Annotated in this window: 19 protein-coding genes; 10 read left to right on the top strand and 9 right to left on the bottom strand. The window is 53.2% G+C overall.

Translation table 11 applies throughout. The annotated features are described in order from the left end of the window. Positions 1–33 precede the first annotated feature (33 nt). From ACMGEE_RS04420 to ACMGEE_RS04405, 4 genes are all read left to right on the top strand, one after another. Positions 34–909 carry an ROK family protein gene (locus ACMGEE_RS04420; protein ID WP_301251808.1) on the top strand — a complete coding sequence of 292 codons (876 nt, stop codon included), beginning with the start codon at positions 34–36 and terminating at the stop codon, positions 907–909. Positions 910–1,015: 106 nt separating this feature from the next. Then, positions 1,016–2,425: a 6-phospho-beta-glucosidase gene (locus tag ACMGEE_RS04415; RefSeq protein ID WP_436829730.1), complete on the top strand. Its 1,410-nt coding sequence runs from the start codon at positions 1,016–1,018 to the stop codon at positions 2,423–2,425. Between the two features lie 823 nt (positions 2,426–3,248). Then, a complete protein-coding gene (locus ACMGEE_RS04410; protein ID WP_370733921.1) occupies positions 3,249–3,926 on the top strand; it encodes an SOS response-associated peptidase family protein in 678 nt (225 codons plus the stop codon). 62 nt (positions 3,927–3,988) lie between these two features. After that, positions 3,989–4,273, top strand: coding sequence for a hypothetical protein (locus tag ACMGEE_RS04405; RefSeq protein WP_301251738.1), 285 nt, complete (start codon positions 3,989–3,991; stop codon positions 4,271–4,273). Between the two features lie 25 nt (positions 4,274–4,298). Here the strand turns inward: ACMGEE_RS04405 and budC are convergent, their stop codons facing one another. The 5 genes from budC to ACMGEE_RS04380 all read right to left on the bottom strand — a co-directional run bounded on the left by budC (position 4,299) and on the right by ACMGEE_RS04380 (position 6,824). After that, the gene (gene budC / locus ACMGEE_RS04400; protein ID WP_253454540.1) at positions 4,299–5,063 is read right to left on the bottom strand and encodes a meso-2,3-butanediol dehydrogenase; all 765 of its coding nucleotides are present in this window, start codon (positions 5,061–5,063) and stop codon (positions 4,299–4,301) included. 131 nt (positions 5,064–5,194) lie between these two features. Further along, a complete protein-coding gene (locus ACMGEE_RS04395; protein ID WP_301251739.1) occupies positions 5,195–5,680 on the bottom strand; it encodes a GNAT family N-acetyltransferase in 486 nt (161 codons plus the stop codon). Positions 5,681–5,690: 10 nt separating this feature from the next. Then, positions 5,691–6,200: a P-loop nucleotide/nucleoside kinase family protein gene (locus tag ACMGEE_RS04390; RefSeq protein WP_436829729.1), complete on the bottom strand. Its 510-nt coding sequence runs from the start codon at positions 6,198–6,200 to the stop codon at positions 5,691–5,693. Between the two features lie 43 nt (positions 6,201–6,243). Next, positions 6,244–6,384 carry a hypothetical protein gene (locus tag ACMGEE_RS04385; RefSeq protein ID WP_436829728.1) on the bottom strand — a complete coding sequence of 47 codons (141 nt, stop codon included), beginning with the start codon at positions 6,382–6,384 and terminating at the stop codon, positions 6,244–6,246. A gap of 2 nt (positions 6,385–6,386) precedes the next feature. Further along, entirely contained in the window at positions 6,387–6,824 is a 438-nt protein-coding gene (locus tag ACMGEE_RS04380) for a PACE efflux transporter (RefSeq protein WP_436829727.1), read from the bottom strand. A 532-nt stretch (positions 6,825–7,356) separates the two neighbouring features. On the opposite strand from ACMGEE_RS04380, the gene ACMGEE_RS04375 reads away from it, so the two are divergent. From ACMGEE_RS04375 to ACMGEE_RS04365, 3 genes are all read left to right on the top strand, one after another. Next, the gene (locus ACMGEE_RS04375; RefSeq protein WP_394149109.1) at positions 7,357–7,737 is read left to right on the top strand and encodes a putative holin; all 381 of its coding nucleotides are present in this window, start codon (positions 7,357–7,359) and stop codon (positions 7,735–7,737) included. Then, complete coding sequence (locus tag ACMGEE_RS04370; RefSeq protein WP_253454536.1) at positions 7,724–8,011, top strand: phage holin family protein; 288 nt, start codon at positions 7,724–7,726, stop codon at positions 8,009–8,011. The genes ACMGEE_RS04375 and ACMGEE_RS04370 overlap by 14 nt, the downstream gene beginning before the upstream one ends. A gap of 544 nt (positions 8,012–8,555) precedes the next feature. Further along, entirely contained in the window at positions 8,556–8,765 is a 210-nt protein-coding gene (locus ACMGEE_RS04365; RefSeq protein WP_125289674.1) for a hypothetical protein, read from the top strand. On the opposite strand, the gene ACMGEE_RS04360 is transcribed toward ACMGEE_RS04365, so the two are convergent. Both ACMGEE_RS04360 and ACMGEE_RS04355 read right to left on the bottom strand, forming a co-directional pair. Next, complete coding sequence (locus tag ACMGEE_RS04360; RefSeq protein WP_253454535.1) at positions 8,766–9,002, bottom strand: hypothetical protein; 237 nt, start codon at positions 9,000–9,002, stop codon at positions 8,766–8,768. A 287-nt stretch (positions 9,003–9,289) separates the two neighbouring features. Then, on the bottom strand, positions 9,290–9,535 hold the full coding sequence (locus ACMGEE_RS04355; RefSeq protein WP_125289676.1) for a DinI-like family protein: 246 nt from the start codon (positions 9,533–9,535) through the stop codon (positions 9,290–9,292). Between the two features lie 193 nt (positions 9,536–9,728). Between ACMGEE_RS04355 and ACMGEE_RS04350 the strand changes: the two genes are divergently transcribed. The 3 genes from ACMGEE_RS04350 (at position 9,729) to ACMGEE_RS04340 (ending at position 10,923) form a co-directional block, all read left to right on the top strand. Next, entirely contained in the window at positions 9,729–9,944 is a 216-nt protein-coding gene (locus tag ACMGEE_RS04350) for a YgdI/YgdR family lipoprotein (protein WP_253454533.1), read from the top strand. A gap of 90 nt (positions 9,945–10,034) precedes the next feature. Beyond that, positions 10,035–10,439: a hypothetical protein gene (locus ACMGEE_RS04345; RefSeq protein ID WP_253454532.1), complete on the top strand. Its 405-nt coding sequence runs from the start codon at positions 10,035–10,037 to the stop codon at positions 10,437–10,439. A gap of 70 nt (positions 10,440–10,509) precedes the next feature. Then, a complete protein-coding gene (locus tag ACMGEE_RS04340) occupies positions 10,510–10,923 on the top strand; it encodes a GNAT family N-acetyltransferase (RefSeq protein WP_436829726.1) in 414 nt (137 codons plus the stop codon). 14 nt (positions 10,924–10,937) lie between these two features. On the opposite strand, the gene ACMGEE_RS04335 is transcribed toward ACMGEE_RS04340, so the two are convergent. Together ACMGEE_RS04335 and ldcA are read right to left on the bottom strand one after the other, a co-directional pair. Next, positions 10,938–11,600 (bottom strand): MBL fold metallo-hydrolase, encoded by a 663-nt coding sequence (locus ACMGEE_RS04335; RefSeq protein ID WP_253454530.1) that lies wholly within the window; start codon positions 11,598–11,600, stop codon positions 10,938–10,940. After that, a complete protein-coding gene (ldcA, locus tag ACMGEE_RS04330) occupies positions 11,597–12,517 on the bottom strand; it encodes a muramoyltetrapeptide carboxypeptidase (RefSeq protein WP_436829725.1) in 921 nt (306 codons plus the stop codon). Before ldcA ends, ACMGEE_RS04335 begins: the two co-directional genes overlap by 4 nt. Positions 12,518–12,794 lie beyond the last annotated feature (277 nt).

Genomic DNA, 12,794 nt, shown 5'->3' with positions numbered 1-12,794 from the left:
GCCATGCCGCCCGCCAACAAGCCGGAGTGAATGATGAGAATTGCAGCTTACGATATTGGCGGAACCGCCTTAAAAATGGGCGTGCTGAACGAGAAGGGCGAGATCCTGGCGCAGGAAAAAACGGCGGTCCCGAATTTTTCCGGCGAGCACATACTGGCGTCGATTCAGGCATGGCTGGCGAGCCATTCCGAATGCGAAGGAATAGCCCTGAGCGTTCCCGGCTACGTCGATCCCTGGACGGGCTTTATTACGATGGGCGGCTCCCTGCGCGATTTTGACGGCTTTGCTTTACAGGCGTGGCTACAAAATAAAACCGGCCTGCCCGTTAGCGTAGAAAACGACGCCAACTGCGCGTTGCTGGCCGAACGCTGGCTGGGTAACGCGCAGACGATGCGGGATTTTCTGATGATGACTATCGGCACGGGCATTGGCGGCGCGCTCTTTTGCAACGGTGAGCTGGTGCGCGGGCATCGTTTCAGGGCGGGCGAATTCGGCTACCTGCTCAGCGAACGGCCGGGCGCGGGACGGCTGAACAGCTACACCATGAATGAAAACTGCACGCTGGCGGTCCTGCGCAGGCGCTATTCGCTGATAAGCGACAGGCCGCTGGAAACGGTCACGGGCGAAGAGATATTCGCCGGCTATGACCAGGGAAATAAAATTTGCGTCCGGCTGGTTACGCAATTTTATCAGGATCTTTGCTCGGGCATTTATAACCTGGCGCATCTGTTCGATCCGGAATGTGTCTTCCTGGGGGGAGGCATAACCGAACGGCCAGGCTTTATCGACGAGATCAAAGCGCATCTGGCCTGGTATGGCCTGACGGTGTCTGTCGCCAGAGCCAGCCATGGCAACAGCGCGGGGCTGACGGGCGCGGTGTATCACTACCTGAACAGCCGGCATAAATAAAGCCCAGCGGGTTTTATTCAGTCATTCATCATCCATGCGGTGAGGGGCAGGGCTACCTGCTTTCAGCCCACTCTCTGTCTGTCCGCTCATTCAAGGAGCTTTTTGTATGCAAAACAAAATAAAGATTGTCACCATCGGCGGCGGATCCAGCTATACCCCGGAACTGATCGAAGGGCTGATCCTGCGCAAGGATCGGTTACCCATTGCGGAACTCTGGCTGGTGGATATTGCGGACGGCACCGAAAAAATGGAAATCGTCGGCAATATGGCGAAGCGTATGATTGCGGCGGCCGGACTGGACTGGCAGGTTCATCTGACGCTCGATCGTAAAGCGGCGCTGAAAGATGCCGACTACGTGACCACGCAGTTTCGCGTAGGGCTGCTGGATGCTCGCCTGAAAGATGAGGTTATCCCGCTGGCCAACGGCCTGTTGGGGCAGGAAACCAACGGTGCGGGCGGGCTGTTTAAAGCGTTCCGCACCATTCCCGTTATTCTGGAAATTATTGACGATATGCGCGTGCTTTGTCCCAACGCGTGGCTGGTCGACTTTACCAATCCGGCCGGGATGGTGACGGAAGCCGCGATAAAATATGGTCAATGGGAAAAAACGGTGGGGCTGTGCAACGTGCCTTTCAGCCATATCACCCAGGCCTGTGAGCTGCTGGTGACCCCCGAGGCGGAACTAAACTTCAAGTTCGCCGGGCTTAACCATTTTCACTGGCACCGCGTCTGGGACAACAAAGGAAATGAACGCACCGCCGAACTGATCGATAAAATCTATGCGCCGGAACAGCGCGATCGCTCTGATGAAGGCCTGAAAAATATTCACCAGATCCCTTTCCACTATGAGCAGGTCAAACACCTTGGCATCCTGCCGTGCGGCTATCATCGCTATTACTATTTACAGGAGCCGATGCTGGCGCACGCTGTTGAAGAATTCAGGCAGTATGAAACGCGCGCCGAGGTGGTGAAAAAAACCGAAAAGCGGCTGTTTGAACTCTACAAGGACGTCAACCTTAACTACAAACCGGAAGAGCTGAGCCAGCGCGGCGGCGCACACTACAGCGATGCGGCCTGCGATCTGATCGCCGCTATCCAGAACAACACCGGTAAACAGATGGTGGTGTCAACGCGCAATAACGGCGCCATTGCCGATCTGCCTTTCGACTGTATTGTGGAAGTGACGGCAGCTATTACCGCGCATGGCCCGGAGCCGCTGCGTTGGGGAGCGCTGCCGCCTGCGGCGCGAGGCATGATCCAGCTGATGAAGGCGATGGAGGAAACCACTATCGAAGCGGCCGTGACCGGCGATTATGGCGCGGCGCTGCATGCGTTTACCATCAATCCGCTGATCCCGGCTGGCGATACGGCCATCAAAGTGCTGGATTCGCTACTGTATGCCCATAAGGCGTATCTGCCGAAATTTGCCGAAAAAATAGCGCAAATAGAGCGGGATAAGCCGGAAATCGTCGCGTTTGTCGACCAGCTGTTGGCGGACCGCGAAGCGCATGCCTGACGGCCAGCACCTGCCGTCCGTGTCGGGCGGCAGCCTGTATACCTGATATCTTCCTGATGCCATCGCTATCCTTTTTTAAAAAATAAGGTGATGCCATACCTGCTCAAAGGCGTAAAGAAACCTTCTTGTCGGAGGCTGATAAACACTTTATTCAGCGCCGTTACAGGTTTTTAGCGCGCTATCCGTTCATTGCCCTCTGATTTCTGACGGCCAGCATGCTGTTCTTTTTTAAGTTTACTGCTGACAGGGGGAGCCTGGCGATCTGTGGTGGGGGGAGTGCTGTTTGCGGTCGGCGATGATGAGCGCTGAACCTGTTCATCTAAAGCCGTTATAAAAGGCGCAATGTTGCTGTGTCAGGTCTTTGCCATGCTGATAAATGCTTGCGCCTTGATAAAAAATCACTCGGGGGCGGTGCTCTGAAAATAAGACTCAGTAAGAGCAATAGCCGCCTTTATGATGGGAACCGGTACCGCCATGGGGATGTTGTCCCTTAGGACAGGCGAATGCTGAAGCAGACAGCACAGCCATCAGGGACGCCAGCAAAAGCAAGGTCGTTTTTTTCATCTCTGTTCTCTGTAAGTGACGAAGCAAAGATAATATACGCTTATAAATCCCAATAAGGATCCTGATAAAAAAACAGTACTATCACGCTGTTTCCGCCAGGCTGTCCAGCTCAGCCTGCGGCGGTAAGGTAAGCGACAGTAACTAATAAACTTTCGTTACAAAAGGGCGAGTTATGCCTGCTACGAGCACGTGAAAAAAAGGGAACGGCATGGGCGGCCTGCCGTTTTTCGCTGCTACGCTTATCGAAAAGGAGGAGATTATGTGCGGACGTTTTACTCAATACCGATCCCGTGAGGCTTATCTGGAAGCCTTGAGCAACAGTATCGAGCGGGATATCGCTTACGATCCAGAGCCGCTTGGCCGCTATAACGTGGCGCCAGGTACGCGCGTACTGTTGCTCAATGAACGTGACGCGACGCTTCATCTCGATCCTGTCCATTGGGGATACAGCCCGGAATGGTGGCACAAGCAGCCGCTGATTAACGCTAAATCGGAAACGGCGGCGACGGGCAAAATGTTTAAGCCGCTCTGGCGCAGCGGGCGGGCGATAGTCATGGCCGACGGCTGGTACGAATGGAAACGCGACGGCAGTAACAAGCAGCCTTACTTTATTTATCATCAGAGCGGCGGGCCGCTTTTTTTTGCGGCCATCGGTAAAGCGCCTTTTAACAAAGAGGACGACCATGAGGGCTTCTTGATCGTAACGGCCGCCAGCGATAAAGGACTCCTGGATATTCACGATCGTCGGCCGCTGGTGCTGACGCCCGAGGCCGCGCTTGCCTGGATAAGTGAAAAAACCACCCCGGAGCAGGCGAGCGAAATAGTAAAAGAGGGGGCCGTCCCGATTGATGAATTTGCCTGGCATCCGGTTAGTAAGGCCGTGGGCAATGTCAAAAATCAGCGTCCCGATCTGATTGATGAGGTTGAAACGGCCTGAGGTCGCGCACAAAAACATCCCTTTCCGCTGCAAACAGCAAGAAGATCGTAAGGACAGGCGCTATGAGATTAAAATGGGTATTAAGCCTGGCGATAATATTTTTTTATGCAGACCCGGCGCTGGCTGCCCGGTTGTCGGACGAGGAAGTGCAGCAGCGGATTGTAGCCGAGTCCATCGCAGACTATTCGGGTAGCTGCGCCTGCCCGTTTAATTCAGCCAGAAACGGCAGCCGCTGCGGTGGACGAAGCGCATGGAGCAGGCAGGGCGGTGAAGCGCCGATTTGCTATGTAAAAGAAGTGACGGCGGAAATGATTAATCAATGGCGAGCGGCCAGTAACGAGGATTAGGCGGCACGCCGTGCCGCCGGAAACATCAGGCCTGTTTAGGCTGACCGTTGGATGCCATGATACCGCCATCGACCGGCAGATTAACGCCGGTGATATAGCGGGCGTCATCGCTGGCAATAAAGGCAATCGCGCTGGCGATATCTTCCGGTTCACCTGCACGCGCCAGCGGAATACGCTCATAGAACTTATTCAGCAGCTGCTGGTTATCTTTCATCTCTTCCGTCAGATCGGTAAAGGTAAAGCCGGGACAGATGGCGTTTACGCGTACGCCGTCTTCGCCATAATCCAGCGCCAGCGAGCGGGTAAAATTGGTGACCGCGCCCTTGGCGGCGTTGTAAACGCTCATTCCCCAGTCGCCACCCAGCCCGGAAACGGAAGAAACGTTAACCACGTTGCCTTTGCTTTTCAGCAGCGCGGGCATAAAGTAGTGCACGCAGTAGAACACGCCGTCCAGGTCAACCTTCATCAGCTGTTTCCAGTCGTCCAGCGCGATCTCATGAATGCGGCCCTGCACGATCTGGCCGGCATTATTTACCAGCACGTCCACCCGACCATATTTATCCAGTACGTTTTTGGCAAGCCGTTCTACCTGTTCCGCCTCGCCCACGTCGCAAGTTGCAACCAGATGCTCACCCTGAGCCAGTTTCGCCAGCGTCTTATCCAGCTTTTCTTTCGTGCGGCCTACCAGCACCACGGAAGCGCCTTCGCTGGCGAAGCGTTCTGCCGCAGCCTGACCAATACCGGAACCTGCACCGGTTACCACCACGACTTTTTGCTGAAAACGGGCCATATTAACCTCCTGTTGGAATAAATCTCTTGTTAAAACGCTCCGTTAACCCTGGCAGGCCTGTGACGGATCGCAAGCCCGGCAAAAAGGGGAGGCAATTAAATTATTGTTATTTAGTTGGTTTTTCAGGGGTTTCAGAATGTAACTTTTTCTGAATGTAACAGCCCGGCCTGCATCTCCATGCAGAGCAGATCGCCCGCCAGCGCAGAGTGGTAAACCGATTCTCTGAGCAGCGTAAAGCCGTGACGCTGGTAAAATGTCATGGCGTCCGGCGTGGAGGAAAGGGTGAGCGTGGTGATGCCCCTGGAGAGGGCCTCATTTTTTATGGCCGTCAAAATTTGCGTGGCGTACCCTTTGCCCATATGGTCCGGCAGGGTAAAAATGGCCTCCACGCTGTGCTTTTCGCTGTCAAGAAAGCCTGTCGCTACGGGAAAACCCGGCGCGTCTGCCACAAAAAAAGGGTGCTGAACAATGGCCTGAAGATAGCCACCAGGCATTTTGTCCGGCGTCCAGGCCATGACCTTCTCTTCACCGTAGGACGCTCTACAACCGGCGCGGATAGCCAGGTTGCGTAGTTGCCATAGCGCCCGTGCTTCTTCCGGGCGTGCCCGTCTGATCATCGGCTTGACCTTAGCCAGCGTGGCTGGAATAACGTTTGATGTTAAAACCTTCTTCTTCTACCGGCGCAACAAAATAGCGGCTGATAAGCTCATATTCGGCCTCCGTAGCGGCAAAGTCATGGCTTTTGGCCTGGTTTCTTAACGCCAGCCGGGCTTTGCACAAACTGTCTGGCTCATCCAGGAAATGCAGGATGTGCATACAGCGGGCCTGATCCACAATTTGTTTCATCCACTGGCGTTGCGCAAGCGTATTTGCCGGAAAATCAAGCACTACGGAAGTGCCCGTTGTCAAGAGGGCAACAAGATGAGGCGTCAGCGTATCGCGCAGCCTTGCAGCGTATTTGACGTAATCCGTGACGTTTTTCATTTCCGGGCCATAAAGCCCGGACAGCCAGCTGTCTTCAGACAGGATAAGCGTGCGGGGAGCACTGGCAAGCTGCTGCGCCAGGGTGGATTTACCGGAAGCAATTTTACCGCACAGCAGATGCAGCAAGGGTGGAGAAGCAGCAGAATCGACCATAACATTCCTCGTTAACGACAATACCCTTTTTACAGCAAAACGTTCAGGGCGAGCGAAGGCGCATCAGAAACAGCGCCAGATGGTAAAGCAGATCCTCTACAGCAAACCTGATGGGCACCGAATAATTGATAATCAGCACGGCTAAAACCAGTAAAATCAGGCAGCTTGTTATAATACGCGGCATTATCACCTCTCTGCGCCCCTGGAGCGGCAAACCCAATGAAACCGGAAAAAGTCGTAAACATAGTTAAACACAACGGTATAAGGCAGAAAAAAGGCGACCAGCGCAATTTGCAACATAAAGGCTTTTAACAATGAGACAGTAAACCACCAGGCGGTTACCGGGATCAGGACGGCAAGCAGTCCGGCTTCAAAAAGGACGGCGTGGAGGATCCTGACAGGCAGGCTCCGCCTGAAACCCATTCTTATCTGAACAGCATCAAACAGGCGATTAAAAATAACATTCCACAGCATCGCCGTGACGGCGGACAGCGCTGCCAGCACGGCAGATTGCGTTACGGGCACGGCTAATATCGCCGCCAGCATGAGCGCAATCAGGACATTAGCCACCACCTCAAAAAGTATTGAGTGAAAAACCCTTTCTTTCAACGTTTTGTTTAACACTGTTTCCATTAAAGTTTCCGATAATCTCAACGGTTGCGCCCGGCAGGCAGGCGGTTACGGGCCGGTAGGGTAGCAATCCTGCTTACCGGAAACTTTGTCTACCATCATTTCTTGTCTTTATCGCGGGATCCTGAACGCATAAAACAGGTTGACGCACCCTGTGGCGTCATTTCTGAGACTGAAAGCGAAAAAAACTTGATAAACTGCTGGTCACAGCAGAAGCGACGCCTTTCGCCGAATAAATGCCGCGCCGTCTACCTTTCCTTTACGACCTCATAACCCTTCAGGCAGCGTCATAGCGTCGAACCGCGCTGTCCCCTTATTAAGACTGGCAGGTCGTCTGGTTAGCTGCGTGGCTTTTCAGAATCAGCACCAAATAAATTTACAGCGCCCTCACGCGTACGCATTTCCCGCACTAATGTAAAAATATCAACTACTCCAGCTGTGCTAAATCGAATTTTCTTATTCCTGGCGCAGGCCGGGATTTTTTTCTCGTCCATTTGAGAAGACGCTGAAGCAGAAAGGGGGCTCTATGTTCATTCATGAAATGGTAGTGAGGATTGGTGTGGTATCTTCAGCCGGAGCGAGTGTGGCGAGTCAGTTAGGTGGCATGAACTACAGCGTGTTGTTTGGCGCCTTTGCCGGATCGGTGTTTTATGTTGCCGGCGCAGCTGACATCGCTTTGCGCGTGCGGGCTGCTTATTTTGTTGTCTCATGGATCGTGGGCGTGTTCGGCGCCGATGTTGTAGGCGCCAAACTGGCTGGCCTGTTGGGATATAGCGACAGGCCGCTGGATGGGCTTGGAGCGGTACTGCTCTCGGCGCTGGCCATTAAAACCTTAACATTCTTTAATCAGCAGGATCCGGCCGCCTGGCTGGCCCGCATCAAAGGAGGCTTTCATGGTCACAAATGATCCTATGGTGATTACCAATGTGATCACCTGCTCGGCAATTGCCCTGCGGCTGATGTTTTTCCGTAAGCCCGGCGCGCACCATCAATGGTGGGCATCATGGCTGGCCTATCTGCTGGTGCTGGCCTATGGTTCGGTTCCGTTTCGTTATTTCTTTGATGATTACAGTCATAGCAGCTGGGCTTCTATCCTCATCAATCTGGTGTTCTGCGCGGCGGTATTTCGCTCAAAAGGCAACGTAGCGGAGATCCTTGCCGTGCTGCGCCCCGGTAGATGAAATTTTCGCCTGCCGGTCGGCTTGTCTCACTGGCAGGAGTTCTTTTTTTGAACGGTACTGTTAAGGTCATACGCCGTATTAATATATTATTCTTACCTAAGCTAAATTAGCGTAATAAATACATGTTCACTCTGCCGCTTATCCATCAATCTGTTGCGCGTTCTTTTCAGACATAACCTGCTGTATTAAAAGGCAGTCAATCCCCGCTCCCGCTATTAATAAATCGCTTTCTTTCACGATGCGAATAAAGCCAAATCCGCCAGAAATGTTCTGTTACGGGAAAGTTTCATTAATAATGGTAAAACGAACGATTTCCTTACATTATTTACCAGTGGTAGTTAATCTTCATTGGGTTTACAACTTTCTTCTGCCAGGATTAATCTGTTTTTCTCTTAAATCCCCTGTAGATTTGCCGGATAAAGAAACATTTTCCGGTAAAAGATGGGTAAAAATGGCAAAAAAGTTAAATCTGTTTAAATCAAGGGTTGAGATGCTCAGCCATTGCTCAGTAAAATAGGGCCAAAACTCAAATCAGGAGAATTTCGTGTCAGAAGCTGCGTATGTCTATCATCCGGAACGACTGGAAGAAGCGAAGAACATCGCTTTGGGGTGGCGAATTGTAGGCCAGATGGAGCCGCAAACGCTTGAGGATGCTATTCAAATGTTGCGAGACAGCTCGGCCTACGCTGCACAGGTTTACGATCTGCTTTACGCCGAAATCGCTGAGCATCAAAAAGCGCAGGAAAACCGCTGATTACCTTCGGGCCAGCGCGTCGGCCCGATAGCGTTGCCAGGTTTCCCAGCATTTTTGCGGATCGACATTAGCGTATCCGCAAAAAGGATCCAGCGTGCGGGCTATATTATCCGGTACTAAAACCTGCGTGGTGATATCCCGAATCTTTTCCACTTCTTCCTTCGTTAACGGCGAGCCTTTACGCCATTCAGCCTTCGCCAGTAGCCCTCCCAGCGCAGGAACAGATATAACCGCCATAGTTGCGTCTCAATTAATTGCCTGCTCAGATCGTCGGCTCGTCCGGAGAAAACTTTAGGTTGTTACGAAATTTAAATTTATTTAAATAAATTTTAACAACTCATTAAAGTAATAAAGAGAGGGATGTATCAGTGCGGTTTCAGTTTTCAGATAAAAAATGCCCGCAAAGAGGATAATCACGGGCCAACACCAGGGAAACTTGATAGAAGAATAGTGGCATGATGACGGTAAAACGCAACCGTCCACGGGCAAAAATCGTTATAATAACGCCTGAAGTGCGAGGGTTATCAAAATTCTTCTGCAATCAGCCACTGGTCCGCTTCATCGAACATTTCTTCAATAATTCTCAACATTACCGATTTGTCGCTTTTGCTGGCGTCCGTTTTCACGCCGTTTGCCTGCATAGGTTTTACTTTGACGTCGGCATCGGGGAAAACTCGCTTAATGCGCTTTTCCAGTTCATCTAAAATCAGCTGCTGCGCGTTTGGTAAGCCCGCAACGTTGCGCTTATCGTAAATCAGTTCAACAAACATGAGAGGGATCCTGGTTATCAATGCTGGATAAAAATACAGTTAAATCTGCCTGGCTTCAACTGAAATTTGTTGATGGCGGCGATAACTTTCCTTATCTGGTCGACACTTGCGACCCCTCCCGCTGCGCAGCAATCATCAAAAATTGCTGTGCACATAGACTACACTTGCCTCGGTTAACTTAAGGAGAGAAAAGATGAAAAAATTGTTACTTTTTCCACTGATTGCCGTGGCCACTTTGCTGAGCGGCTGCGCAAATGACCATATCATTCATATGCGCGACGGCAGCACAAAGGTTGTTGAAGGGAAGCCGGAAATCGATAAGGCGACCGGTATGGTTATCTACACCGATGAATCCGGCAGGCAGCAGGCGGTAAACCAGGCGGATATTAAAGAGATGAGCAGCCTGTAACCCAGACCAGGCCACTTCCGATTGCGGCCCAACCACGACGCGGGCAGGATACTGTGCCAGACCTGTCAGACACTTGCCCGGAGAATGCTCATGCTTCGTTTACTTGCCCTCGGCGGCCTTTGCGCCTGTTCTTTTTTTGCTCAATCCTCTGAAGGCACTGCGCCGTTACAAAACAGCGAGTATCAGATTACCTGTCCGGGCAGGCCAACCATGACCGTGACCAACGCACAGTATGGCCTGACCACGGTATTGTGGGCGGGCGATAACTTCCAGATTGCGTCCGGCAGCCAGCAGTCCCGTACCGATAACGGCGATAAAGTGGCTATCGTGCTGTTTCGCAACGGAGACCAGATGGTGATGAACAAAAGCACCAATGAGACCTTTTTCTCGTATGACGGTAAGAAAAACCTGGTTTCCTGTAGCCGCACCGGCGAACGCGAAAACAGCACGGTAACATTGCAACGAACCGATGCGTCGGGAAAGGTCGAATCCTGAGTAGTCAGTCGGGCAATCTTGCCGGGAGGCCGGCGCGGGCCGCAAACTTTTACGTATAAAAGAGGAGTCTATGACTATCAGAATAACGCACCAGCCTGGGGCGGACGAACTGGCGGAAATTGAAGCCGGCCTGCTGGCTTATAACTCGCAGTTTATGGCTATCGGCGAGTTAAAAAGTATCGGGGCATTTATTGAAGACGCCAGCGGCAAAAAACTTGCTGGCCTGACGGGTTCAACGGTGGGCAACTGGTTGCGCATTAATATGCTTTGGGTAAGCGAAGCATTGCGTGGGCAGGGGACGGGCACGGCGCTGATGCAGGCGGTGGAAGAAGAGGCCCGTCGACGCGGCTGCCTCTACGCTCAGGTCGATACCGCCAGCTTCCAGGCCCGGCCTTTCTATGAAAAACAGGGCTACGTTGTCCAGCTGGTACTGGATAACTATCCGCGCGTGCACCAGCGGTTTTACCTGACGAAAACGCTGTAGCAGGAAGACGACGATTATTCTCCTGGCCGCTGACGCAGATCCAGCGGCGAATTCTCCGCCTCATCCAGCAGCGCCAGCCACTCCCGCATCGTCACTTCCTGCCAGGAAAGGTGGCCTTTTGTGGTTCCCATCAGCACCACGTCCGGGCGCAGCGCCCGATAAAACTCCAGCGTTTTTTTCAGATCGGCCTCGTTGCTTTCCGGCACCAGCACGGTTACCCAGCGCTGGTGGCTGAGGCTGATAGTATCGCCGACAAACAGATAGGTTTTGCCATAGGGCGAAGCATAAAGGTAGGTGGTGCTGCCCGGCGTATGGCCCGGCGTGGGCACCACGTGCAGGCTGCCGCAGTGCACTTCCGCCTGATTAAAGGTGTCGTCCGCTTCGGCGAACGAGCTGACGGGGCCGAGCGCGCGGTTGTGGCAATAGAGCGCTGAATTAAAGCGTTGCTGCAGCAGTCGCGCGCCCGGGCCAGCCTCGTGCCAGTGGGTCAGATAGTGGCGAAAAATCCCGCCGAGATCGCTGATAATATTATGGTCTTCATGATCCTCAACGCGTGAAATCAGCACGTTGCCACGTGAAAGCTTCAGCAGAAAACCGTGCATCATCACTTCCGGATCGCGTTCGCCCGGCGGAAACTCCGGCGTTGAGATCCACAGATCTTCATACAGCTGCTTCATGAATGCTCCCGCAGTACCGCATGCCCTGACAGAGTCAGCCTGCCAACGTCGCCTGCGACCCGCAGCTGGCCATGCGCACCAAGCGGCAGCGTGACGGTGTTCCAGTGATGGCCAAATTCCAGCCCGGTCACCACCGGCAGGCCGGTCAGCTCGCGTATTAGCGTCCACACGCTGTCAAAGTCATAGCCGTTGTCGTACTCGCTGAGTTTTACGCCGGTAAAACTGCCGGTGACAATGGCTTTCTGCCGTGCCAGCACGCCGTGCTGCGCCAGCTGCAGCAGCATTCTCTCCACGCGGAAAGGGTGCTCGTTAATATCCTCAATCACCAGGATGCCGCCGTCGATCTCCGGCAGCCACGGCGTACCGATCAGCGAAGTCAGCATCGCCAGATTTCCGCCCCAAACCGTGCCCGAAACGTCTACATCCTGCGGCGCAGTCGGCCATTCCAGCGTGAATTCGGGCGAGGTCAGCGCCCGCCAGAAATGTTCGAGGGTGAAATCAGAAACGACCTCCGCGCCAAAATTGCCTGCCAGCATCGGGCCGCTGAAGGTTTGTCCGCCCGCCTTCAGCAGCGCCATCTGGATCACGGTAAAGTCGCTGTGGCCGCAAATTGCCAGCGGGCGCTCGCGCAGACGCGCCGCCAGCGCGGCGGCATCGAAACCGGGAAGCAGCCTGGTGGCGCCGTAGCCGCCGCGAACCGTCAGCACAATATCCGCCTCGACCTGCCGTAAATCCAAATCCTGTAGCCGCTGCTCGTCGCTACCGGCAAAGCGTTGGCTGCGACGGGGGATCGTTTGCAGGTTATTCACCTGATGACCCTGCTCCTGCAAACGCCGCACGGCGAGCCGCGCGGCCGCCTGATTCTGGCAATAGCCGGAAGGCGCGATCAAATGAAAAGTGCGTGGAGTAACGGACATAATCTTCACTTTTATCCTTAATTGGCTAAATTTTGGCCCTTATTCAACGGTTTTTCGTCGCGGTAAAGCTGTTAGCCTTGTACTTTCAGGCGGGACATCTGTTTTCTGCGCAGGGTTAATGAATTATTTTACGCAATACAGGGTCCAATACGGCTGATAATGACGAAAAGCGCAGCTGAAGTCATCCACCGCTGCGCTAAATTAAGAGTTTCGGTAATATTATCCCGGCAAATCGCCGCTATGATAAAACGCGAAGCTAAAGCTGAGAGGAATAAAA

Source organism: Erwinia artemisiae, from assembly GCF_051400835.1.
Classification (GTDB): domain Bacteria; phylum Pseudomonadota; class Gammaproteobacteria; order Enterobacterales; family Enterobacteriaceae; genus Erwinia; species Erwinia aeris.
The sequence above is the reverse complement of the archived record's forward strand: the minus strand, read 5'-3'. Positions and strand labels throughout refer to the sequence as shown.

What these genes read in the sequence shown, in the direction of transcription:
- ACMGEE_RS04340 (WP_436829726.1), top strand. Translation starts at nt 10,510, where the DNA reads ATGACTATCAGAATAACGCACCAGCCTGGGGCGGACGAACTGGCGGAA.
- ACMGEE_RS04420 (WP_301251808.1), top strand. Translation starts at nt 34, where the DNA reads ATGAGAATTGCAGCTTACGATATTGGCGGAACCGCCTTAAAAATGGGC.
- ACMGEE_RS04395 (WP_301251739.1), bottom strand. Translation starts at nt 5,680, where the DNA reads ATGATCAGACGGGCACGCCCGGAAGAAGCACGGGCGCTATGGCAACTA.
- ldcA (WP_436829725.1), bottom strand. Translation starts at nt 12,517, where the DNA reads ATGTCCGTTACTCCACGCACTTTTCATTTGATCGCGCCTTCCGGCTAT.
- ACMGEE_RS04350 (WP_253454533.1), top strand. Translation starts at nt 9,729, where the DNA reads ATGAAAAAATTGTTACTTTTTCCACTGATTGCCGTGGCCACTTTGCTG.
- budC (WP_253454540.1), bottom strand. Translation starts at nt 5,063, where the DNA reads ATGGCCCGTTTTCAGCAAAAAGTCGTGGTGGTAACCGGTGCAGGTTCC.
- ACMGEE_RS04410 (WP_370733921.1), top strand. Translation starts at nt 3,249, where the DNA reads ATGTGCGGACGTTTTACTCAATACCGATCCCGTGAGGCTTATCTGGAA.
- ACMGEE_RS04375 (WP_394149109.1), top strand. Translation starts at nt 7,357, where the DNA reads ATGTTCATTCATGAAATGGTAGTGAGGATTGGTGTGGTATCTTCAGCC.
- ACMGEE_RS04385 (WP_436829728.1), bottom strand. Translation starts at nt 6,384, where the DNA reads ATGCCGCGTATTATAACAAGCTGCCTGATTTTACTGGTTTTAGCCGTG.
- ACMGEE_RS04405 (WP_301251738.1), top strand. Translation starts at nt 3,989, where the DNA reads ATGAGATTAAAATGGGTATTAAGCCTGGCGATAATATTTTTTTATGCA.
- ACMGEE_RS04390 (WP_436829729.1), bottom strand. Translation starts at nt 6,200, where the DNA reads ATGGTCGATTCTGCTGCTTCTCCACCCTTGCTGCATCTGCTGTGCGGT.
- ACMGEE_RS04360 (WP_253454535.1), bottom strand. Translation starts at nt 9,002, where the DNA reads ATGGCGGTTATATCTGTTCCTGCGCTGGGAGGGCTACTGGCGAAGGCT.
- ACMGEE_RS04335 (WP_253454530.1), bottom strand. Translation starts at nt 11,600, where the DNA reads ATGAAGCAGCTGTATGAAGATCTGTGGATCTCAACGCCGGAGTTTCCG.
- ACMGEE_RS04370 (WP_253454536.1), top strand. Translation starts at nt 7,724, where the DNA reads ATGGTCACAAATGATCCTATGGTGATTACCAATGTGATCACCTGCTCG.
- ACMGEE_RS04415 (WP_436829730.1), top strand. Translation starts at nt 1,016, where the DNA reads ATGCAAAACAAAATAAAGATTGTCACCATCGGCGGCGGATCCAGCTAT.
- ACMGEE_RS04345 (WP_253454532.1), top strand. Translation starts at nt 10,035, where the DNA reads ATGCTTCGTTTACTTGCCCTCGGCGGCCTTTGCGCCTGTTCTTTTTTT.
- ACMGEE_RS04355 (WP_125289676.1), bottom strand. Translation starts at nt 9,535, where the DNA reads ATGTTTGTTGAACTGATTTACGATAAGCGCAACGTTGCGGGCTTACCA.